The sequence below is a fragment of the Streptomyces sp. NRRL S-1022 genome (assembly GCF_000720135.1).
Lineage (GTDB): Bacteria > Actinomycetota > Actinomycetes > Streptomycetales > Streptomycetaceae > Streptomyces.
Genome location: NZ_JOIU01000005.1, coordinates 335342 through 355593, shown reverse-complemented (window position 1 = coordinate 355593; position 20252 = coordinate 335342). Strand labels below are relative to the sequence as shown.

General features: G+C 70.3%; 21 protein-coding genes. 9 read left to right on the top strand and 12 right to left on the bottom strand.

The window, feature by feature from the left end:
* Window positions 1–7: 7 nt before the first annotated feature.
* Both IG05_RS47705 and IG05_RS0107745 read left to right on the top strand, forming a co-directional pair.
* Window positions 8–211, top strand: a complete 204-nt coding sequence (locus IG05_RS47705) for a hypothetical protein (RefSeq protein ID WP_158838810.1) — start codon at window positions 8–10, stop codon at window positions 209–211.
* A gap of 584 nt (window positions 212–795) precedes the next feature.
* The gene (locus IG05_RS0107745) at window positions 796–1119 is read left to right on the top strand and encodes a hypothetical protein (RefSeq protein WP_158838808.1); all 324 of its coding nucleotides are present in this window, start codon (window positions 796–798) and stop codon (window positions 1117–1119) included.
* Between the two features lie 39 nt (window positions 1120–1158).
* Here IG05_RS0107745 and IG05_RS41975 read toward each other — a convergent pair whose 3' ends face one another.
* Window positions 1159–2943 (bottom strand): trypsin-like peptidase domain-containing protein, encoded by a 1785-nt coding sequence (locus IG05_RS41975; protein ID WP_051789581.1) that lies wholly within the window; start codon window positions 2941–2943, stop codon window positions 1159–1161.
* Window positions 2944–3531: 588 nt separating this feature from the next.
* On the opposite strand from IG05_RS41975, the gene IG05_RS47700 reads away from it, so the two are divergent.
* Both IG05_RS47700 and IG05_RS0107735 read left to right on the top strand, forming a co-directional pair.
* Window positions 3532–4041: a hypothetical protein gene (locus tag IG05_RS47700; protein WP_158838806.1), complete on the top strand. Its 510-nt coding sequence runs from the start codon at window positions 3532–3534 to the stop codon at window positions 4039–4041.
* A 109-nt stretch (window positions 4042–4150) separates the two neighbouring features.
* Window positions 4151–4612 (top strand): GNAT family N-acetyltransferase, encoded by a 462-nt coding sequence (locus tag IG05_RS0107735; protein ID WP_030340387.1) that lies wholly within the window; start codon window positions 4151–4153, stop codon window positions 4610–4612.
* Between the two features lies 1 nt (window position 4613).
* Here the strand turns inward: IG05_RS0107735 and IG05_RS0107730 are convergent, their stop codons facing one another.
* Entirely contained in the window at window positions 4614–5747 is a 1134-nt protein-coding gene (locus IG05_RS0107730; RefSeq protein WP_030340385.1) for an IS630 family transposase, read from the bottom strand.
* Window positions 5748–5796: 49 nt separating this feature from the next.
* Window positions 5797–6063 carry a hypothetical protein gene (locus IG05_RS0107725; protein ID WP_037813195.1) on the bottom strand — a complete coding sequence of 89 codons (267 nt, stop codon included), beginning with the start codon at window positions 6061–6063 and terminating at the stop codon, window positions 5797–5799.
* 99 nt (window positions 6064–6162) lie between these two features.
* On the opposite strand from IG05_RS0107725, the gene IG05_RS0107720 reads away from it, so the two are divergent.
* Window positions 6163–6681 carry a hypothetical protein gene (locus IG05_RS0107720; RefSeq protein ID WP_030340381.1) on the top strand — a complete coding sequence of 173 codons (519 nt, stop codon included), beginning with the start codon at window positions 6163–6165 and terminating at the stop codon, window positions 6679–6681.
* Window positions 6682–6820: 139 nt separating this feature from the next.
* Here the strand turns inward: IG05_RS0107720 and IG05_RS0107715 are convergent, their stop codons facing one another.
* Genes IG05_RS0107715 through IG05_RS0107705 form a run of 3 tightly spaced genes read right to left on the bottom strand, consistent with a single transcriptional unit; the run spans window position 6821 to window position 7828 of the window.
* Window positions 6821–7147, bottom strand: coding sequence for a DUF1048 domain-containing protein (locus tag IG05_RS0107715; protein ID WP_030340379.1), 327 nt, complete (start codon window positions 7145–7147; stop codon window positions 6821–6823).
* A 1-nt stretch (window position 7148) separates the two neighbouring features.
* Window positions 7149–7505 (bottom strand): DUF1048 domain-containing protein, encoded by a 357-nt coding sequence (locus IG05_RS0107710; RefSeq protein ID WP_030340377.1) that lies wholly within the window; start codon window positions 7503–7505, stop codon window positions 7149–7151.
* Window positions 7502–7828, bottom strand: coding sequence for a PadR family transcriptional regulator (locus IG05_RS0107705; RefSeq protein WP_030340375.1), 327 nt, complete (start codon window positions 7826–7828; stop codon window positions 7502–7504). The genes IG05_RS0107710 and IG05_RS0107705 overlap by 4 nt, the downstream gene beginning before the upstream one ends.
* A 463-nt stretch (window positions 7829–8291) precedes the next feature.
* Between IG05_RS0107705 and IG05_RS47695 the strand changes: the two genes are divergently transcribed.
* Together IG05_RS47695 and IG05_RS0107695 are read left to right on the top strand one after the other, a co-directional pair.
* Window positions 8292–8525, top strand: a complete 234-nt coding sequence (locus IG05_RS47695; protein ID WP_030340373.1) for a hypothetical protein — start codon at window positions 8292–8294, stop codon at window positions 8523–8525.
* A 1162-nt stretch (window positions 8526–9687) separates the two neighbouring features.
* Complete coding sequence (locus IG05_RS0107695; RefSeq protein ID WP_030340371.1) at window positions 9688–11064, top strand: MFS transporter; 1377 nt, start codon at window positions 9688–9690, stop codon at window positions 11062–11064.
* Window positions 11065–11124: 60 nt separating this feature from the next.
* Here the strand turns inward: IG05_RS0107695 and IG05_RS0107690 are convergent, their stop codons facing one another.
* From IG05_RS0107690 to lnt, 4 genes are all read right to left on the bottom strand, one after another.
* Window positions 11125–13044 carry a helix-turn-helix domain-containing protein gene (locus IG05_RS0107690; RefSeq protein WP_030340369.1) on the bottom strand — a complete coding sequence of 640 codons (1920 nt, stop codon included), beginning with the start codon at window positions 13042–13044 and terminating at the stop codon, window positions 11125–11127.
* Window positions 13045–13165: 121 nt separating this feature from the next.
* The gene (locus IG05_RS0107685) at window positions 13166–13987 is read right to left on the bottom strand and encodes a 3-hydroxybutyrate dehydrogenase (RefSeq protein ID WP_030340367.1); all 822 of its coding nucleotides are present in this window, start codon (window positions 13985–13987) and stop codon (window positions 13166–13168) included.
* Between the two features lie 55 nt (window positions 13988–14042).
* Window positions 14043–14522, bottom strand: coding sequence for an NUDIX hydrolase (locus IG05_RS0107680; RefSeq protein ID WP_030340365.1), 480 nt, complete (start codon window positions 14520–14522; stop codon window positions 14043–14045).
* 83 nt (window positions 14523–14605) lie between these two features.
* Window positions 14606–16207 (bottom strand): apolipoprotein N-acyltransferase, encoded by a 1602-nt coding sequence (lnt, locus tag IG05_RS0107675; RefSeq protein WP_030340363.1) that lies wholly within the window; start codon window positions 16205–16207, stop codon window positions 14606–14608.
* A 358-nt stretch (window positions 16208–16565) separates the two neighbouring features.
* On the opposite strand from lnt, the gene IG05_RS0107670 reads away from it, so the two are divergent.
* Window positions 16566–17537, top strand: coding sequence for an O-antigen ligase family protein (locus IG05_RS0107670; RefSeq protein WP_030340361.1), 972 nt, complete (start codon window positions 16566–16568; stop codon window positions 17535–17537).
* 22 nt (window positions 17538–17559) lie between these two features.
* On the opposite strand, the gene IG05_RS0107665 is transcribed toward IG05_RS0107670, so the two are convergent.
* Window positions 17560–18105 carry a hypothetical protein gene (locus IG05_RS0107665; RefSeq protein WP_030340359.1) on the bottom strand — a complete coding sequence of 182 codons (546 nt, stop codon included), beginning with the start codon at window positions 18103–18105 and terminating at the stop codon, window positions 17560–17562.
* A 115-nt stretch (window positions 18106–18220) separates the two neighbouring features.
* Window positions 18221–19015, bottom strand: coding sequence for an aspartate/glutamate racemase family protein (locus IG05_RS0107660; protein ID WP_030340357.1), 795 nt, complete (start codon window positions 19013–19015; stop codon window positions 18221–18223).
* A 39-nt stretch (window positions 19016–19054) separates the two neighbouring features.
* On the opposite strand from IG05_RS0107660, the gene IG05_RS0107655 reads away from it, so the two are divergent.
* On the top strand, window positions 19055–20248 hold the full coding sequence (locus tag IG05_RS0107655) for a glycosyltransferase (protein ID WP_107051315.1): 1194 nt from the start codon (window positions 19055–19057) through the stop codon (window positions 20246–20248).
* Window positions 20249–20252: the final 4 nt, after the last annotated feature.

Sequence of the window (20252 nt, the reverse complement as noted above, 5' to 3'; positions counted from 1 at the left end):
TGATGCAATGGACGGCGACGACAATGCCAAAGCGGTTTACTCAGACATCAACTCTGGGAGCGTGCGCTGCACCTATGCAAACCCGATGGATACGGTGATACCTAAAAAGCGCAAAGCATTGTCCTGGACCGTCCCGATGGATACCTGTCCGCCCGACGAAGCGAGCTTGTCCGCAGCGCGAAGAGATGCCACCGAGCCGGGCGATCACTGATCTCCCGCCCACCGCGTCCCGGTGCGTCCTTCCGGGCTCAGTCCATCAGCCCTACGGACGATGTGATCGCACCGTGAGAGCCTGTCCCGGAGGGAATGCCATATGGGGACGGATACCCCGGCACACCCGCTCGGGGTGCGCGAGAGACACCGTGGTTCAGCGTCGCCCCCTAGGACTTGACGAGGGCGCTTTCCTTTCCGATTCCGGGCTTGTTGCCCTCGAGTCGGCATCCACTTGCAGCTTCAGCGTGACAACGTTTGGGGGGCTCTCGCTCGCGCCGAATGGCCGGCCCGGCAGCAGCGGCCGAAACGCCGCGGGCCGTGCTCACGGTTCACCCCGAGCCTTGCCACATCTGCCGGGGTGATCTCGCCGACGCGCAGCAGACCTTCAGTCCCCTTCCTTTCACGGGGCCACCGACGACCACTCCCCGCGACCGCCACAGTGGGGCCGCGGGGGTAAGAGCTTCTCTCTGGGGTACCGGTCAGCCGTGGTAGTTGCGTTCCACACTGATCGCATACACACCGGCAGTGCCGGTTGTGCTACAGGTTGCGGATGACACGTGGTTGCGGGAACGCCACGGGCCGGTGATCTTCCACTTCGCTCCGCCGCTGTTCATGCACGTGACAACGGCTCTGTGGTGGCGTACTGCGCTGTCGCTGTCGCATTTCACGTTTCCGGTCTGCCCGGAGTTGCTGCTCCAGGACGTGCAGTCTTCACTCACGGCGGCGGCTGTTGTTGCCCACATAGGCGAGGCGGCAAGGAAACCGGCGGCGAAGGTCGGGATGAGCAGGAGGCGAGTTTTCGACAGCATGCAATTGGTGCCCCTCTGTGTCGGAGTATACAGGTGGAAGTGCGGTGACGATGAGGTTCAAGGTGGCGGTGTTGTCGCCGTTACAGCAAGGTCGTGACCCGCCCGGCAGCACCGGGTTCGGATCGTGGTGTGCTGGCTACGGCGCGACTAGCTGGTGTTCCGTTCCGATGCCGGACTTGTTGCCTTCGGTATAGAGGCTCAGTTCACCGTCGGACCAGCGGACGAGCGTGTCGTCTGGCCATGGGTTATCACTGAAGTCCCCGCCCGTGACGAGCATCGCGTGCTCCCACAGATCGTTGGGGGCCTTCCACTTGTGCTCGCCCCAGGTGTCCCCGGTGCCGGTGAAGTCGTCGTACAGCGTGAGCTCGCCGTCGGACCAGCGCACCACGAGGTCCCAGGTGTCGCCCTGCGTGTAGTCGCCAGAGCCGATTTCGACGGCGTGGGTCCAGTGCTCGTTCTTGCCGACGACCTTGATTTCCTTGCCGAGGCTGGCCCCCGTGTTCTGATAGACCGTCAGCTCACCGTCGGACCATCGCACGACGAGGTCGTCCTGCCACTTGTTTCCGCCGTACCGGCCGGCGGTCATCGCCGAGGCGTGCTTCCACGTCGGGTTCGGTGCAACGATCTGCTTCTCGCCGTGGAAGCCCTGCTCGTCCACAGACGGATACAGCGTGACCTCGCCGTCAGACCAGAGCACGATGAGGTCGGAGCCATTGTCGCCGGTGAAGTCGCCAGCCACGACTTGCTTGGCGTGTTCTGCCCAGAACTTGTTGCGCTTTTGGACTCTGATCTCTTTGTCAAAGTAGTTCAGGCCCTTGTCCGCGCCGCGGTAGATCGTCAGCTCGCCGTCCGACCAGAGGACGAACATGTCCATGCGGTCGTCAGATACCGGCCCGTCCAAGGCGAAGTAGCCGGAGGCGATGTCCTTGGCGTGCTTCCAGGTAGAGGCGGCTGGTAGGACGATTGGGGCCGGCTTCTTCCCCGCAGCCGCGGCGTCGTAGATCCGCTTGAGGTCGCTGTCGAAGTACGAGGAGTACGACGTATCGTCCGTGTGCCCGCCGGTTTGCCAGCCGCCTGTGACCCCGACGACCTTGGGCTCGTCGCCACCAATGATGAAGGGACCGCCGGACGTACCTGAGACGTAGCCGTCGCAGTCAATCTGTGAGAACGTGCCGCCCTTCCAGCCGCCCGCGTCCCCCGTGGTGAACTTCTTCATCGGGGAGGTGCAGTCCAGCGGATCCTGCTTCGGCTTGTAGTGCGGGTCGCCGTTGTCCAGCCAGGGATAGCCGATCACCCGCGTCTTCGGGTGGTCGAACCCGGTGCTGTAGCCGATGGGGATGGCTCCGACGACATCCTGGACCTTCTTGCCGTCTGATCGAGGCTCGATCTTCAGGAAGGCGAAGTCCAAGTCCGTGTAGTCATGGTCGCCGTCCTTGCGCAGGTAGCGGGGGTCGGCGTAGATCTGCCCTACCTTGATCGGGAACAGCCCGTACGGTGCAGGGTGGTCGTGGCTGTGTTTCGGGACGAAGACCAGTCTTTTCTGCTGATCCTGGTCGTCGAAGCAGTGCGCGGCGGACAGCACCAGGTTGTGGCCGGGGGACGGCACGACGGTGCCTGCGCAGTAGCGGTGGTAGAGCTGGCCGTCGCGGCGCTCGTCCCAGTAGAACGTGCCGACTTCCTTGATGCCTTCGAAGTAGTGCGATGGCGAGGTCTGCACGCTCTTGCGCGTGCTGCTGGACGTCCGTGTCGTGCGCTCCTGGTCCTCCTCGACGGGTATGGCGTCGGCCATGCGCTCGGGGGTCCAGTACTGCTCCAGGGCGGTGTCGTCATCGTCGGCGCCGCTGCTTGCCGAGGGGCTGGCCGTCGGTGTGAGCGTGGGCGAGACGGTCGTGTCAGCGTCGCCGGAGGTCGGTGGGGACAATGGAGAGGATGGCGGGGACGTTGGAGCGGGAGGGGTGGCGGAGTCCGACTCCGTAACCGTCGGAGTAGGAGCAGACGAAGACTCGGCTGGTGGATGGGAGGGCGTCGGAGCGGCCCACGCGAGGGTGGACGTCACGGGCATGGATGTCAGTAACGCGGTGGTCGTCAGGGCAACGGTGATCAGGCTGTGTCTCAGCCTCAACTTTCCCCCTATGAACGGTTGTTGATGGGACTGTGGTCAGCAGTCCACGTTTGCGTGCGATCTACACAAGCCAGGAGCGTATCTTTCGAACGCGTGAACATCGCGTACGTGTGCGAGAGATCACTTTGCGTAGCAACGGGCAACCAAACCGCCGAGATCACCATCTGACTGAGCATGGCGATGACACCGCACTGCGCTCGCACCCGGCTCGGCCGGCCCTTACGGGCGACCGTGATGCTCACTCTGGCCGCAGGACTGTGCCTGATGCTGGCCGCGTGCTCCGGCCCGTCCGATTCGACATCCCCTTCCGCTTCCGCACACCCGTCGGCGCCCTCCTTGTCCGCCCCGACCACGACCGAATCCGCGTCTTCATCCGCTCCCGATTACGTGGCAGCCTTCGAGGCCGGATATACAGCGGGCAAGCGCCTCTACGACGAAGGTGGCAAAGGAGGGGCCGTACGCGAGGTGAACGGTGGATGCGTACGGCGCTCGCTGACGGCAAAGCCGTCGGCCGTGGTGGCCCGGGATCGCGGAGCATGGGTACTGGGTTGCAAACAGGGCGCCGGTAACAGCGCTCCCCGTCCGCCGAGCACCCCCGTTACCCGTCGCGAGAACGCCCCCGACCTGCGTGGCCGCTTCCGCGACTGGGCCACGGGCAATGGCGCCACCGACACCGCTCGCCATGTTGAGCGGGTCACCCTCGTACACCTCGGCAGAGGCGAGTACGACGTCGAGCTGTCCACTACATACTCCACCGCCGACGCGACCGGCGCCGCACGACGCCTAGCCGACGCGTTCGCGGCCTGGTGGGACGGTGACGACGGTGACGGCGTGGCATGGAACCTCATCATCACCGACGCAGGCGGACACCGGCTGATAGACCGGCAGCTGGACTAACAGGTCATTTCATTTGGGGATTCTGCGGTAGCAGATGAGGGCAGCTGCCAGGGCGGTGAAGGCTAGTGCCGCATCAGGCAACGTTTGCCACGTCTGCCAGACTGCTCGGGTGATCGTCAGACTTGCGCGAGAGCAGGACTTCCCTGGCCTTCTTGGCTTGGCAGCTCAGGTCGAGCACTGGTTCGGCCCGATGGTTGGGAACCCTGGTTTCCAACGCGCCGTGGACAAGCACATTCGCCGGTCCACGGCGCTCGTCGCCGTCTCGGGATCGGATGTCCTCGGCGGCCTGCTGTTTGGCAGCAAGGCCCCGATCTATCACGTCCACTGGCTCGTCGTCTCGGAGAAGGAACGTGGGAAGGGCGTCGGTCGTGCGTTGATGGCTGACGCGACACGTAGGTTCGTACGCGGTCCGGGCAGCATTGAGGTGATCACGTTCGGGGCCGACCACCCGGGCGCAGTCGCCAGCGGTGCACGCGTCTTCTACGAGTGCCTCGGTTTCAGCCCAGCCGAGGCCGCCGATCCGGGCCCGGAAGGCGGTTCACGGCAGGTCTATCGCCGGCCCGTCATCTGATTCAGGCAACGTTCGCCCTGTTCACGACCTCGCGAAGGCGTTCGTCGGCGGCGTGCTTGTTCCGCCAGATGATGTAGCGGCGGATCATGCTTCCCTGCTCTTTGTGGCTGGCGTGGTCGGTGCCGTCCAGTGCGAAGTAGCGAAGGGCGGTGAAGTGGGCTTCGATGCGGTTCAGCCAGGAGCTGTTGGTCGGGGTGTAGGCGAACTCGACGTTGTTGGCCGTGGCCCAGTCGCCGACCCGGGTGTCCTTCTTCGTGGTCAGGTGCGGGGAGAAGTTGTCGAGCACGATCGCGATCCGGATCTGGGGCGGGTAGAGGCTGCGCAGGTAGCGGCAGAACTCCAGGAACCTGGTCCGGTTCTTCTTCGGCTTGATGTGGCCGTAGAGCTTGTCCTTGCTGAGGTCGTAGGCGGCGAACAGGTGCCTGACCCCGTGCGGGCGGGTGTAGGTCGCCCGCCGGCGGGGCCTGGGCTCCCGGTCGGGGTCCTTGTGTCGTCCGCCGCGCTCGGCCCAGTGCCGTCCGGGGTGGGGCTGGAGGTTGAGGGGGCCGAACTCGTCGAGGCATAAGACGACTTCGGGCTCGCCGTCCTCGGATATGACCTCGCCGTCGGCGATCGCGTACAGATGCTCGACTCGGGCCTTCTTGGCCGCGTAGTCGGGGTCGCGGGAGGTCTTCCAGGTCTTTATGCGTTGAAAGGAGACGCCCTCCTCGCGGAGCAGGACCCGAAGGCCCTCGTGGCTGATGTCGTCGACCACCCCCTCGGCGACCAGGAAGTCGGCCAGTTTGGCCAGGCTCCAGGTCGAGAACGGCAGGCCGTGCTCGGCCGGCTTAGACTTGGCGATCTTCTTGATTTCCCGGCGCTCGGGCAGGGTGAAAGTTCTGGGTCGGCCGCCCCTGTACTTGGGGTAGAGCGAGTCGAAGCCGTCGGTGTTGAAGTTGTGGATCACGTCCCTGACCCGGTCCGCGCTGGTGAACGTCACCTCGGCGATCTTCGCCACGGGCATGCCCTGCGCGGATAACAGCACCATCTGGGCCCGCCGCCAGGTCACCACCGACCCCGTGCCCCTGCGGATGATCCGCAGCAGTCTTCGGCCCTCGTCGTCATCGATCTCCCGTACCCGCACCCGTTCGGCCATGCGCACATCCTGGCAGCGACCGGGACTTGGGGACGGCGCTGCGGCCGCTTCACATCGCTCGGCGTTTCCTCAGCTCAGCGAGCCATGCCCGTACCTGTTCGTCGTCGTGCAGGTAGCCGCCGCTTCCGCCCGCGGGGAGATCGATTCCGTAGAGGCGATTCAGCGCCCACCAGGAGAGGTCGTTCCAGACGATCCCGTCCTCCATTACCCACCTCGCCGCCCAGCGGTCGGCCTCGTCCCGGGGCAGCCGACCCGCGACAAGCTCAACGAAGCGATCCTCGATCTCATCAAGAGTTGGCCGACCGCTGGCATCCATGCCCTGACCGTACAGGCAGGGCAAACGTTGCTTGATGCGGCACTAGGGCCCCGTAAGGAACGGTCGCCGGAACCGGTGCGCCCGCCTAGCGTCGAGGGCATGGGACGGAGCGGACCGCCTGGGGCGGCGGGCGACCGCCACTGGCGCGGCAGCGCCCGGCTCGCGGCGGGCTGCGCCCTGCTCTTCTGCGCCCTGAGCCTCCTGATCGACTGGGACTCAGGAAGCCTGACGCCTCTGCGTGCCCTGCTGTGGGTCACACTGTCGGCCGCAGTGTGCGCTGTCCTGCTTCCGCAGCGGGTAAGTGCGGGCTCCGGCTGGCTCGCAGTACGCACCCCCTGGCGTCGGCACATCGTCCGCACGGACGCGCTGGCAGCCGTACGGCAGTACGACGGCGTCTCCTCCCACCTGGTCCTGAGGGACGTGTACGGCCACCGCCTGGAACTCGACCCCCGGGTCCTGACCGCGAATCCACTGATCTGGCACGAACTCGACACCGGCGTCCGCCGCTCCCTGGAACGGGGAACCCTGCGCCAGGGCTCGGAAGTCCTGCACCGGCTGGGCGACCGCATCGACGAGGAGACGGTGCAGGCGGTGCTCCGGGCATCGGGGCTCTCCTGACCTTCGGGGCAAGCCCGCCAGGGACAGCGACCGTGGTCTTCCCTCACCCGCCCAGCCCCAGCCTTCGGGACCGACACACACGACGCCATGAACCCGGTGTGGTGGAACCCCGCAGCGTCGCCAACCGGTCCGGCGGCTGTCACTCGCTGGCCACGCCGGGTTCCCCGCTAATGGATTCCTGGTAGGCATCCGCGTAGGTGGGAGAGTCCTTGATCAGGTCGTCGCAGAACGCGGCGACGTCGGTGCCGATGAGTTCCAAAACTCCCTTGCTCGCGGCGACTCCCTCCTCGAAGAAGTCGACGATCCCCGGGAGGAGGGGCCCGTCGGACAGGCTGACCGGTCCGACCTTGAACAGGTACTTCTGCATCTCCTTGTAGACGATCTGGTAGTCCGGCGGGAGTGCCTTGACCCGGGCCATGTGCGCCCGCCACTGTTTCTTGCCTTCGATGATGTCTTGGATGCTCACGTCAGCCTCCCAGCCGGCTCAATTTCCTTGCGACGTTCCTGTTCAACTGCTCGCGCCACCGGTCGCGATAGGTCCGGGCCCCTGCTCCGCCGGCCAGCGCTGTGCAAAAGCCCTGGATGTCGTCGCCGAGCACCTCGTGGACGCTCTGCCCGTCCGCTGCCGACACTTCGAGCAGCCCCAGGGCGGAGTCGAGGATCGGTGTCAGGGTGCGGCCGGTGAAGTCCCCGTAGGGGAAGAGGTGCGCGACGATCTGGTCCCACGCTGCCCGGTAGCCGTCCGGCAGGGCCTCGACCCGGACTTCGAACGCCTTCCAATCCCTGGTGAGATCGCTGCCTGTGACCTTCTCCCAGAAGTTCATCTCCCGCCCTCCTTGAGCCTGTTGATGCGCGATGAGAGGTACTGCCATTTCGCCCAGAACTTCGCGAGTTCCTCGCGTCCGGCATCGTTGAGCGCGTAGAACTTGCGCGGCGGACCGACCCCGGATGGACGTTTCGTCACTTGGACGAGCCCGTTCCTCTCCAGCCGCAGCAAGATCGTGTACACCGTCCCCTCGATGACGTCGGCGAAGCCGAGCTCGTTCAGCTGGCGAGTGATGGCGTACCCGTACGTTTCCTCGCTGCCAATGATCTCGAGCACGCACCCTTCGAGCGTGCCCTTCAACATCTCCGTCAGGTCGTCCATCGCGGGTGCTCCTCAGCCTTGCCGGTACTGCGTGATACCGAGTACCGCTATACGGTAACACCAAGTAGCGGAACCGCAACGTCTCCAGTGGACGCAATCCCGGGCCGACTCGTCCGGCGAGGGACCGAGCTCCGTCTAACGCTGCAGCCCGGTCATCGATTGAGCCGAGGGGTGGGCCGTTCATGTCAACATGCTGCACTTGACAGGGAATCCGCCGGATGGCACCCACCGGCGCCGAGCGTCACTCCTGCCAAGGCCCGAGCCGGCCATGGGCGGCGGCGACTCCTGCGGGAACAGCGCCGGACACCGACGCCAGGCCGCCCACTGCAACCAGATTCTGCACTCGCCTCGTGCCTTCCGCAGACTGCGCCGTCGATGGTGTAGGACGGCAAAGCCGGTCCGGACATCTCTGGCGAAGTCGGAGTCGGCGTCTAGTCTGCCGCTGTCCGAAGGTGACGCTGCCATGAGCATTGATGTCCCCACCGCCGGTGCGGGCGCTGGGTGGTTGGCTGCCGACGAGTACGTGTCGATAGTCGCGCGAGCCATGGCTGATCGCGGGTTCTGCACGCTGCCGGAGTTCTTCGACTTCCGACCGTGCGATGACAGCAGCACGGAACGGGACACGTCGACGGGCATCTTCAGCCAGGCAGAAGTCGGCGGCGGCGTCGGCACCTCCGGAAAATGCACGAACGACTGAAGTGGTTGCCACGCAGCGGTGAACGCGGTCCATGCGCCGTTCTGCTCGGCCGGGACGGCGCCGACAACCTCGCCAGGGCGCGGTCGGAAAGATCCCGGCCACGTCTGTTCTGCGGCGGATCTCCGTGTGCAGCCGCCGCACCGATGAGGTCGGCACACCCTCCCCCGGCGTCCTCTCCGCCCGGGTTGCGCATGCGGCAGGCATGTCAGGCGTGGTCCATTCCTCGGGGGTCCCGGGGATGTCGCCTGCGGCAGGAGCCTGAAGGGCGGCGTTCACTCCTCCACCCCTCTCACTCTACTGACAAGGTCCCGACCCGTGCCCGGCCTCGGAGGTGGCCTCTCAGGACGCCGCCTGGGTGGGGCAGCCCTGCGGCACCGCACCTCGGGGCGATTGCGATCGCAAAGTCGGCGCACCCCGAGAGCGTCACAGGAACACGAACCGCATGCGGCACCGACCGCATCGTGCGCGCCAGAGCACCCGCTCTCAGACCAAGCCGCACCAGAGCCCTCCGGTGCGGCTTCGTCGTCTCACAGCTCCGCGTAGCGGTCCCGTGGGCGGCCCGGCGGGGCCTCGCCGTATCACCCGCCTATCACACAGCGATCACCAACTGGGCGGACCCTCCCAGACCAGCAGGCCCTGACCTGCGATTTCATGCCCGTGCTGGACTGGCGTAGACACCCCTGGACGGTCTTCACAACCTGTGCCATGTGGTACCGCGGCCCGCTCGCTAGCACCACGTACCACTCATCAAGATCCGGACCAGGTGCGGTCCGACTCAGCCTGGCACGCGACGTTTCCACTCTTTGTCGCAGGTCAGGAGCGAGGTCAGGCGTGTACCACCAGCAGACCAAGAATCTGCTGGGACGAACGCGTACCACGTGCAGGCACAGCGCCTCGTACGGTGAGGTGGGCTTTTAGTCAGCACCAAACCAGCACGGGAGCCAGCACCGCAGCGTCAAATCACCCCGAACTACGCGTCCCGGACAGCACTCGTTTCGACCACCTTCGAGTCCCTGAACGGCCCTTTCGCGAGCCGACATGGCGGCTGCACGCATAGCCGACCCTCGAACTATGGTGCCCCACCACATGTGCCCCTGACCTGCGTCTTCCTACCGTGTGCCGACACCTACCCGTCCCCACCGCACACGAGGAAGTGGCGCACATGGCCTCCGGAACCACCGCTCCCCCACCACCCGTGAACCTCAAGCGCGTCGTCGCCGCCAGCCTCATCGGGACCACCATCGAGTGGTACGACTTCTTCCTCTACGGCTCGGCCGCCGCGCTGGTGTTCAACAAGTTGTTCTTCCCGGACTCCGACCCGCTCGTCGGGACACTGCTGTCGTTCCTGACGTACGCCGTGGGGTTCGCGGCGCGGCCGTTGGGGGCGCTCGTGTTCGGGCACTACGGCGACCGGCTGGGGCGGAAGAAACTGCTGGTGCTGAGCCTGGTGCTGATGGGCGGCGCCACGTTCGGCATCGGGCTGCTGCCCACGCACGCCACCGTCGGTAGCGCCGCGCCCGTGCTGCTCACCGTGCTGCGGCTGGTGCAGGGCTTCGCGCTCGGCGGTGAGTGGGGCGGTGCCGTCCTGCTGGTGTCGGAGCACGGCGACGCGCGGCGGCGCGGCTTCTGGGCCTCCTGGCCGCAGACCGGCGCGCCGGCCGGGCAGTTGCTCGCGACCGGTGTGCTGTCGCTGCTCACCGCCGTACTGTCCGACGACGCCTTCGGCTCCTGGGGGTGGCGGATTCCGTTCCTGCTCTCCGGGGTGCTCGTCATCGTCGGTCTGTGGATACGGCTGTCCGTCGACGAGTCGCCCGTGTTCAAGGAGGCGTTGGAGCGGGCCGAGGCACGCCGGGCCGACGCGGAGGAGAAGCTGCCGCTCGTCTCCGTGCTGCGGCACCACTGGCGGGACGTGCTCGTGGCGATGGGCGCCCGGATGGCGGAGAACATCAGCTATTACGTGATCACCGCCTTCATCCTCGTCTACGCCACCACCTCGGCCGGCGTCTCCAAGCAGACCGCGCTCAACGCCGTGCTCATCGGCTCGGCCGTGCACTTCGCCGTCATCCCGGCCTGGGGCGCGCTGTCCGACCGGGTCGGCCGGCGGCCCGTGTACCTGCTGGGCGCGGCCGGTGTCGGGCTGTGGATGTTCCCGTTCTTCGCGCTGGTCGACAAGGGGTCGTTCGGCTACCTGATCCTCGCCGTGACCGTCGGCCTGGTGCTGCACGGAGCGATGTACGCGCCCCAGGCCGCGTTCTTCGCCGAGATGTTCGCGACCCGGATGCGGTACTCGGGCGCGTCCATCGGCGCCCAGTTCGCCTCCGTGGCGGCCGGTGCGCCCGCCCCGCTCATCGCCACCGCGCTGCTCTCCGACTACGGCAGCTCCACCCCGATCGCGCTGTACGTGATCGCCGCAGCGGTGCTGACCCTGGTGGCCGTGGGCGTCGCGCGCGAGACACGGCACCGGGACCTCGCCCGGGTCGAGGAGGACGGCGGCGAGTCCGCTGCCGCGGCCCCGGCCGCCGAGGCTCGGACCGTCTGACCGGCCGCCCTCGACGGCGCTTGCGTACCGACCGGCTCCGCGTTGCCGCGGCGGGGCCGGTCAGTGCCGTCCCGGAGCGGCCAGCCGGTGCAGTCTCAGGGCGAGTTGGATCTCCAGGGCCCGGGCAGGGGTCTGCCAGTCGGCGCCGAGCAGGCGGCCCACGCGCTCCAGCCGCTGCGCCACCGTGTTCACATGGACGTGCAGCGCGTCCTTGGTGCGCGCCGGACTCATCCCGCCCTCGAAGTACGCGTCCAGGGTCCGCAGCAGTTCCGTGCCGCGCCGCTCGTCGTAGGACACCACCGGGCCGATGGTCCGCTCGACGAAGCCGGCGATGTCCCGTTCGCCGGCGAGGAGCAGGCCGAGGAAGCCGAAGTCCTCGGCCGCCGCGCCGTCCCCGGCCCGGCCCAGCAGGTGCAGCGCGTCCAGGCAGCGGCGGCCCTCGGCGTAGGCGGCGGCCACGGTCTCGGGGCTCCCGGCGAGGTCGGTGACGGGTGCCGAGGCGCCGACCGTGACTGGCTGGTGGACGGCCGTGCCCAGGTGGCGGGCGGTGCGCCGGGCCGTCTCGGTGGCGGTGTCGCCGGCGCGGAGCGGCAGCAGCAGGACGGTGCCGCCGTCGCGGGCCGCGGCCAGCCCGTGCCGGGTGGCCGCGAGATGGGAGGCGGCGGACCACAGCCGGCGGCGGGCCGCGGCCTCCTCGTCGGCGTCGGCCGCCGGGCCGTCGAGGCGGGCGGCGAGCACGACGTGGGTGGCGTCCAGGTCCGCGTGCAGGCGGTTGGCGCGTTCGCGCAGCAGGCGCGGGTCGCGGTCGCGCGCGTCGAGCAGGTCGTCCAGCAGCTCGCCGCGCACCCGCTGTTCGGCCTCGGCGGCGGAGCGGCGGGCGAGCAGCAGCAGGGACGTGACCATCGCGGCGCGTTCCAGGGTGCGCTGGTCGACGGGGTCGAGGCCGGGGTGGCCGCGCAGGACGAGGGCGCCGAGGAGTTCACCGCCGGCGGCCACCGCGGCGATCCAGTCGCTGCCGTGCCGTACGGCGTGTCCCTCGGCCCGGGAGGCCTCCAGTGCCCCGGCCGGTGCCGCCGCGGCCTCGGTGAACTCGACGGTGCCGTCGAGGACCTGGGAGACGGCGGCGGCCACGTCGTGGACCCCGCCGCCGCGCAGGACGAGTTCGGCGAGCCGGTCGTGGACCTCGGAGGCGCGCTCGATGACGGCGCTGCGGTCCCGGATGATCTCGTTGGCGCGTTCCAGGCCGGCCAGGGCGGCCCGGGTCTCGGCCAGCAGGTTGGCGGCATCGATGGCCGCCGCGGCGAGCGCGGCGAAGGAGCCGAGCAGGGCGATCTGCTCGCGTTCGAAGACCCGCGCGCGCCGGTCCGCCGCGAAGAGGACGCCGATCACGTGCGGGCCGAGCATCAGCGGGACGCCGAGGATGGCGACCAGACCCTCGTCGCGGACCCCGGCGTCGATGGCGTGGGTGTGCTGGAAGCGGCCGTCCTGGAAGTAGTCGTCGGTGACGTACGGCCGCGCGGTCTGGGCGACGAGTCCGCCGAGCCCTTCCCCCATCCCGAGGCGCAACTGCTGGAAGCGCGCGGAGACGGAGCCCTCCGTGACCCGCATGTAGGTGTCGCCGCGGGCGGGGTCGTTGAGGCTGAGGTAGGCGATGTCCGTGCCGAGCAGGGAGCGGGCGCGCTGCACGATCGCCTGCAGGACGGCGTCCAGGTCGCGCAGTCCGGCGAGGTCGTGGGCGGTCTCGAAGAGGGCCGACAGCTCGGCCTCGCGCCGCCGGCGGCCCTCCAGCTCCGCGCGGACGCGCAGGGCGAGCAGCCTGGCCTCCTCCAGCGCGGCGATCCGGCCGGCCGGCTCGCCCGCGGCTCGGGCGAGCAGCACGGGCCGCTCGTAGGCCTCCACGGAGGCGTCGCGGGTCAGCAGGTCGAGGTACGGGGCCTCGGCGCTGCCGCTGGGTGCCGACTGCAGGTGATCGCGGGACATGGTCACAGGATTCCGTATCGGCCGGCCGGCCCGGCAGGCCTGTGGAAAACTCCCGGAGCCGGTACCGGAGTCGGAGCGGGAGCCGCCGGGCGGCGGGTCGGCCGGCCGGTCAGTGGGCCGGTCAGTGGGCCGTCCACCCGCCGTCCAGGACGAGCGAGGTGCCGGTGACGAAGGACGCCTGCGGGCTGCACAGGTAGGCCACGGCCTCGGCGACCTCCTCGGGTTCGATGAGCCGCCGCAGGGCGCTGTCCTTCAGCATGACCTCGGAGAGCACCTGTTCCTCGGGAATGCCGTGCGCCTGTGCCTGGTCGGCGATCTGCTCCTCGACCAGGGGGGTGCGCACATAGGCCGGGTTCACACAGTTCGAGGTCACCCCGTGGGCGGCGCCTTCCAGTGCGGCCGTCTTGGACAGGCCTTCGAGGCCATGTTTGGCGGCCACATAGGCGGACTTGAAGGCGGAGGCGCGCAGACCATGGACGGAGGACACGTTCACGATGCGGCCCCATCCTTGCGCGTACATGTGCGGGAGGGCGCCGCGGATGAGGCGGAAGGGTGCCTCCAGCATCACGGTCAGCACCGTGTGGAACACCTCGGGCGGGAACTCCTCGATGGGCCGCACGAGTTGCAGTCCGGCGTTGTTGACCAGCACATCGGTGCCGGCGGCGGCGCGTTCGGCGGCGTCCAGATCGGTGAGGTCGACGACCAGCGGTACGACGGTGCCCGCGAGGCCGTCGGTCCGCTCCGCCTGGTGGGCCAGTTCGGCCAGGCCGGCCGCGTCCCGGTCGGCGGCGCGCACCTCGGCCCCGGCGGCGGCCAGCCGCAGCGCGCAGGCGCGGCCGATGCCGCTGGCGGCACCGGTGACGAGCGCGGTGCGGCCGCCGAGGTCGAGCGCGAGGGCCTGGGGCGGGGCGTCGGGACCGGGCAGGGGGGTGGGCGAGGTCATGCGCCGACCCTAGGGCGGAACCCCATGGCCACCACATGTGGTGACCACCCACACTTCAGCTGGCTGCCATAGGGTCAAACCATGTGGGTGCATCCGACAGGGCTTGCTTGATCCGGAAGAGCCCGAACTCGTGCAGTGCGGGCAGCGCGTCCACCTCGAACCAGCCGACGTCGAGCGACTCGTCGTCGTTGACCCGGGCCTCGCCGCCCACGGCACGGCAGCGGATGGTGATGTCCATGTACTGGCAGACGTCGCCGTTGGGGTAGGTCACCGGGTCCAGGGCCTGGACCAGGACGATCCGTTCGGCGACGCAGTGCACCGCCGTCTCCTCGAAGACCTCCCGCACGGCGCATGCCGCGGGCTGCTCGCCCGGGTCCGGGATGCCCCCGATCACCGACCACTTCCGCGTGTCCGCCCGGCGGCCGAGCAGCACCCTGCCCTCGTCGTCGAAGACGATCGCGGAGACGCCGGGGAGCCACAGCAGCTGCTGTCCGGCGGTGGACCTGAGCGTGCGGATGAATTCGGGAGTAGCCATGAGCCGACCCTAACCGGCCGCCGCACCACACCCCGGCCGGTTCGGGGGTGGTGCGACGGTCATACGGCGGTCGTACCGCCCCGTCAGGCGCGCCGGGCGCGCAGTCCGGACCCGATCGCCCAGCCGATCCCGCCCGCGGCGACCAGCACCAGGGCGATCTCGGGGAGGATGCCGAGCTCGGTGGCGGGGGTGGTGGACGTGCGCAGCGGCACCTTCTGGACGAGATAGGCGGGCACGAACATGCCGGTCCGCTGGGTGATCCGGCCGTCCGGCATGATGACCGCGCTGACGCCGCTGGTCACCGGCACGGTCACGGTACGGCTGTGCTCGACCGCGCGGATCCGCGACATGGCGAGCTGCTGGTACGTCATCTCGCTGCGGTCGAAGGTGGCATTGTTGCTCGGCACGGAGATCATCTCGGCCCCGTGCGTCACCGTGTCGCGCACCGCCCAGTCGAAGGCGGCCTCGTAGCAGGTGGCCAGGCCGACCTTGGCGCCCTTGATGTCGAAGACGCCCGGCTCGGTGCCCCGGTCGAAGTCCCGGTGGGCCATGTCGGTCCAGCTCTTGTTGATGGCTCCGACGAGCGAGCGCAGCGGGAGGTACTCGCCGAAGGGCTGGATCTGCCGCTTGTCGTAGGTCTGTGTCGGGCCCTTGGCCGGGTCCCACAGGATCTGCTCGTTGAGCAGTTTGCCGTCCTTCTCCACCACCGCGCCGACGGAGACGGGCGCGCCGATGTCCTTGGCCGCCTGCTCGATGACGAGGGAGGCGTCGGCGTACTCGAAGGGGTCGATGTCGGAGGAGTTCTCCGGCCACAGGACGTAGTCCGGCTTGGGGGCCTTGCCCGCCCTGACGTCGGCGGCGAGCTTGTGCGTCTCGCGCGCGTGGTAGTCGAGCACGGCCCGCCGCTGGGCGTTGAACTCCAGTCCGGAGCGCGGCACGTTGCCCTGGACGAGCGCCACGGTGGCGGTGCCGTCCTCCGCCTTGTCGCTCACCAGCGTGCGGGCCGCGAGCGCGCCGCCCATCGGTACGGCCACGCTCAGCAGCGCGGCGGTCGCGGCGGCCGGCCGCACGGTGCGTGTCCGGCGCCGCTCCAGCATCAGCCGCCAGGCCTCGTACAGGCCGAAGCCGCACAGGGCGACCGCGAAGCCGAGCACCGGGGTGCCGCCCACCGCGGCGAGCGGCAGGAAGACGCCGTCCGCCTGCCCGAACGCGATCTTGCCCCAGGGGAAGCCCCGGAACGGCACGCGCGCGCGGACCGCTTCGCCCGCGATCCACACGGCGGCGGCCCACACCGGCCACGCGGGCAGCCGGGAGACGGCGGCGACACCGACGCCGGCCAGCGCGACGAAGACCGCCTCGATGGCGACCAGGGCCAGCCAGGGCCCCGGCCCGACCTCCACGCCGGTCCACACCAGCAGCGGCAGCAGGAAGCCCAGCCCGAAGAGGTAGCCGAGGCCGAACGCCGCCTTCCGGCTCCGGCCGCGCAGCACCCAGGCGAAGCCGGCGAAGGCGGGCAGGGCCAGCCACCACAGGGTGCGCGGGGGGAAGCTGACGTAGAGCAGCACTCCGCTCAGCGCGGAGGCGGCGGCCGGGACCAGGCGCAGGATCCGGCCGCCGCGCGCGCCGGCGGCGGGGCGCGGTTCGAGCTGGTCCGGCTGGTCCACGGAAGTTGCGGTGACGGTCACCCGGGTGAGTGTACGGCGGCTCGCGTCACCGCGGACAGCGCGGTCCGGCACCCGAACACCGGCGGTTGTCGCTGGTGGGACACGTTGGAGACGGCCTAGCGCCGGGGTCGGGGGGATCGCCGGTATGGGGCGGAATCACAGCGTTTTCCCGCGCCTCATCCCCAAACCGCCCATGAGCCGTTACGGTGTGCCCAGCTTCGGCGGCGCGGCCGGAACCGGTGCGCGGTCGTGGCCTGCCACAGGTCGGGGGACCGGGTACGAGGGGCGACGGGTGGGGTCGACGGGGACAGGATCCGTGACCGGTGCGTACGGTACGGACGTCTACAGCACGAGAAGAAACGTTTCCGACGGGACGGGCATGGTCCTGTTGGGGGCCTGCGCCGGGTGGTCGCTGATCACCGCGGCGGCCCACGACGGACGGCCCGAGGGCATGCTCCTCGCGGTGCTCGCCGTCGCCGCCGGCTATGCCGCGGGCCGGGTCTCGGGTGCTCTGCTGCCGGTGGCCGCGCCGTGCGCGGGCGCGGTGGCGGGGATCGCCCTCGCCGTGGCGCTGCCCGGGCTCTCCCCCGGGCCCTGGTACACCGCCCCGCTCGGGCACGCCGGCGCCACGGCCGCACTGCTGGCGCTGGCGACCGGGGCCGCGTGCTGCGCCGCCTGGGCGGCGGCCGTACCGGCCCTCCGGTTCGCACTGCGGGCGCTGGCCTGCGCCGTCGTGGCCGCCGGGGGCGTCCTGGGATCGGCGGCCGGGTGCGCGGCCAGCGCGGCCGTCCTGCTGTGCTCGCTCGCCGCGGGCGCGGCGCGCGGCCGGGGCGCGTGGCTGGCCGGACCGGCTGCAGCGGCGGGCCTGGTCGCGACCTCGGTGTGGGCGCTCGCCGCGGACGCGCTGCCCGGCGGCCTCGCCGGCGCGCTCGACGACCGGTTCCCCGCGCACCGGACAGGGCTGTGGCGGAATGCCCTGGAGCTGGCGGGCCGGCACAGCGGCCTGGGCGTCGGCCCCGGGCGGTTCGGGGAGCAGAGCACGGCGGCACCGCGGACCCTGCTGTCCGACGGCAGACCGCACTCGGCCCTGCTGCAACAGGCCGCCGAGCAGGGGCTGGTCGGGGTGTTCCTGCTGGTCGCCGTGTTCTGCTGGGTCCTGTACGCGCTGTGGCGCACCCCCCGCTCCACACCGCTGGCGCTCACGGCGGGCGCGGCCCTGACCGCTGTGGCCGCGCTCGCCTCGGTGAGCAACGCCCTGAGCTTCACGGCGGTGACGGCGGGCGCGGCGCTCCTGGCCGGCTGGGCCACGGCCCGGCCCTGGGCGGGCGTCGGCGCGGCACCGGGGCGGTGAGCGGAAAGCCGGGTGCGCCGGATCAGCCGGCCGTGCCGGGGGTGATCGTCCGCAGGCGGTCCCTGATGATCCTGACCGCCGACTCCGCGTTGTCCACGGTGATGGTGAACGTGTGGCCGTCCCACAGGCGCAGCACGATTCCCTCGCCACGGCGTACGACGACCGCGGTGCCCTTCTCGGGGCGCCAGCGGTAGCCCCAGCCGCCCCATTGGCGGGGGGTGACCAGGGCGGCGAAGTCGGCGCCGGCCACGTGGGAGAGCGGGATGCGGCGGCGCGGCAGCCCGACGTGCCCGCAGCGCACCTCGACGCACTCCCGGTCGAGCTTGAGGTCGACGTGCACGAAGGCGAGCGTGCCGAAGAGGACCAGCAGACCGGCCGCGATGCAGCCCACGACGGACATCACCAGCGGCGCGCTGCCGGAGGTCCAGGCCGAGTCGACGGCGAGTTCGATACCGAGTGCCATACAGGCGGCACCGGCCAGGGCCAGCAGCCACTGGACCCGGTTGGTGGCGCGTCCCGTCCAGACGTCCGGGGGCGGAGTGTCGTCGGCGTCGGGGTGGTCCCTCATGTATTCGAGGTTACTCAGGTTTCGCTGCGCGGGGAGCCGCTCGCCGTGGGTGACTGCTCCGTGCGGCCCAGACCGGGGTCCGGGCCGCCGCGGACGGGCGCCTGGGCGGTGCGGGTCAGCTGCGGTCGGCGAGCGGGCCGGTGGCCGGCAGCAGGCGTCCCTCGGCGTAGTGCAGCGCGGGCGTGGGCAGCGGGCCCGGCCGGCCGCTCAGCAGGACCGTCATCGTGCCCTCGGCCGGGGCCTCGGGGGCGGGGAGTTCGCCGACCCGGCGCAAGGCCTGGGCGGCCACCGCTCCGGCGGAGCCGTGCAGCACGAGCGGGGCGGCGTCGGGGCGCTGGACGGCGGCGCGGATACGTTCCGCCACCAGCTCGTAATGGGTGCAGCCCAGGACGACGGTCGTCACGTCCTCGGGCGTGAGGGCCGCCGCCGCGGCGACGGCCGCGTCGATGGCCGCCTCGTCCGCGTGCTCGACGGCCTCGGCCAGGCCCCAGCACGGCACCTCGGCCACCCGCACGCCGCCGGCGAACTCCTCGATCAGGCCGCGCTGGTAGGCGCTGCCCGTGGTGGCGGGCGTCGCCCAGATGGCGACGGGTCCGCCGCCGGCCGCAGCCGGCTTGATCGCCGGAACCGTGCCGACGACCGGGATGCCCGGTTCCAGACGGGCGCGCAGCGCGGGCAGGGAGTGCACGGTGGCCGTGTTGCAGCCGATGATCAACGCGTCGGGCCCGTGGGCCGCGGCGGCCTCGGCGACGTCCAGCGCACGCCGGGTGACGTCCTCGGGGGTACGCGGCCCCCAGGGCATGCCGTCCGGGTCGAGGGAGAGCACGAGATCCGCGTCGGGCCGCAGGCGCCGTACCGCGGCGGTGGCCGCCAGCAGGCCGATTCCGGAGTCCATGAGCGCGATCTTCACCCGGCCACGATAGACGATGCCGTCTTGGACGCCTGCCGGGTGGGGCAGACTGCGGCCGTGAGCGCCTTCCTGTGGATCACCGTCGTGTCCCTGGCCGCCTGGTGCTGGCTGCTGCTCGGCCAGGGCTTCTTCTGGCGCACCGACGTCCGACTGCCGCGGCGCCGGGAGCCGGAGGAGTGGCCGCCGGTCTGTGTGGTCGTACCGGCCCGCGACGAGGCCGGCGTGCTGCCCGCCAGTCTGCCGTCGCTGCTGGCCCAGGACTACCCGGGGCGGGCGGAGGTCTTCCTGGTCGACGACGGGAGCACGGACGGCACCGGGGAGCTGGCCCGGGAACTGTCCCGGCGGCACGGCGGGCTGCCGCTCACGGTGGGCTCGCCCGGTGAGCCGCCGGCGGGCTGGACGGGCAAGCTGTGGGCGGTGCGGTACGGCATCGAGTCGGCACGCGCGCGTGATCCCGAATACCTGCTGCTGACGGACGCGGACATCGCGCACGCGCCGGACAGCCTGCGCGAGCTGGTGGCGGCGGCCCGCACCGGGGGCTTCGACGTCGTCTCGCTGATGGCGCGGCTGCGGGTGGCGAGCCGGTGGGAGCGGCTGGTGGTCCCGGCGTTCGTGTACTTCTTCGCGCAGCTGTACCCCTTCCGCCGGATCGGCCGCCGGGGGTCGCGCACGGCCGCGGCGGCGGGCGGCTGCGTCCTGCTGCGCGCGGACACGGCCGGGAAGGCGCGCATTCCGGAGGCGATCCGGCACGCCGTCATCGACGACGTGGCGCTCGCGCGCGCGGTGCGGGACACCGGCGGCCACATCTGGCTGGGGCTGGCCGACCGGGTGGACAGCGTGCGCCCCTATCCTCGGCTGGGCGACCTGTGGCGGATGGTCTCGCGCAGCGCCTACGCCCAGCTGCGGCACAACCCGCTGCTGCTCCTCGGTACGGTCGCCGGGCTGGCGCTGGTCTACCTGGTGCCGCCGGCCGCCGTGGCCGTGGGCGCGGCCGGCGGCGGTACGGCGACCGCGCTCGCCGGGGCGGCCGCGTGGGCGGTGATGGCCGGCACCTACCTGCCGATGCTGCGCTACTACCGGCAGCCGCCGTGGCTCGCCCCGCTGCTGCCGTTCACCGCGTTCCTGTACCTGCTGATGACGGTCGACTCCGCCGTGCAGCACTACCGCGGGCGCGGGGCCGCCTGGAAGGGCCGCACCTACGCCCGACCGGGCGCCGTGCCCGAGGAGGGCTGAGCCG

Excerpts from the sequence above, each read along its gene's own strand:
- IG05_RS47705 (WP_158838810.1), top strand. The coding sequence starts at position 8 with ATGGACGGCGACGACAATGCCAAAGCGGTTTACTCAGACATCAACTCT.
- IG05_RS0107730 (WP_030340385.1), bottom strand. The coding sequence starts at position 5,747 with ATGGCCGAACGGGTGCGGGTACGGGAGATCGATGACGACGAGGGCCGA.
- IG05_RS0107725 (WP_037813195.1), bottom strand. The coding sequence starts at position 6,063 with ATGGATGCCAGCGGTCGGCCAACTCTTGATGAGATCGAGGATCGCTTC.
- IG05_RS0107720 (WP_030340381.1), top strand. The coding sequence starts at position 6,163 with ATGGGACGGAGCGGACCGCCTGGGGCGGCGGGCGACCGCCACTGGCGC.
- IG05_RS0107710 (WP_030340377.1), bottom strand. The coding sequence starts at position 7,505 with ATGAACTTCTGGGAGAAGGTCACAGGCAGCGATCTCACCAGGGATTGG.
- IG05_RS0107705 (WP_030340375.1), bottom strand. The coding sequence starts at position 7,828 with ATGGACGACCTGACGGAGATGTTGAAGGGCACGCTCGAAGGGTGCGTG.
- IG05_RS47695 (WP_030340373.1), top strand. The coding sequence starts at position 8,292 with ATGAGCATTGATGTCCCCACCGCCGGTGCGGGCGCTGGGTGGTTGGCT.
- IG05_RS0107695 (WP_030340371.1), top strand. The coding sequence starts at position 9,688 with ATGGCCTCCGGAACCACCGCTCCCCCACCACCCGTGAACCTCAAGCGC.
- IG05_RS0107690 (WP_030340369.1), bottom strand. The coding sequence starts at position 13,044 with ATGTCCCGCGATCACCTGCAGTCGGCACCCAGCGGCAGCGCCGAGGCC.
- IG05_RS0107685 (WP_030340367.1), bottom strand. The coding sequence starts at position 13,987 with ATGACCTCGCCCACCCCCCTGCCCGGTCCCGACGCCCCGCCCCAGGCC.
- IG05_RS0107680 (WP_030340365.1), bottom strand. The coding sequence starts at position 14,522 with ATGGCTACTCCCGAATTCATCCGCACGCTCAGGTCCACCGCCGGACAG.
- IG05_RS0107670 (WP_030340361.1), top strand. The coding sequence starts at position 16,566 with ATGGTCCTGTTGGGGGCCTGCGCCGGGTGGTCGCTGATCACCGCGGCG.
- IG05_RS0107665 (WP_030340359.1), bottom strand. The coding sequence starts at position 18,105 with ATGAGGGACCACCCCGACGCCGACGACACTCCGCCCCCGGACGTCTGG.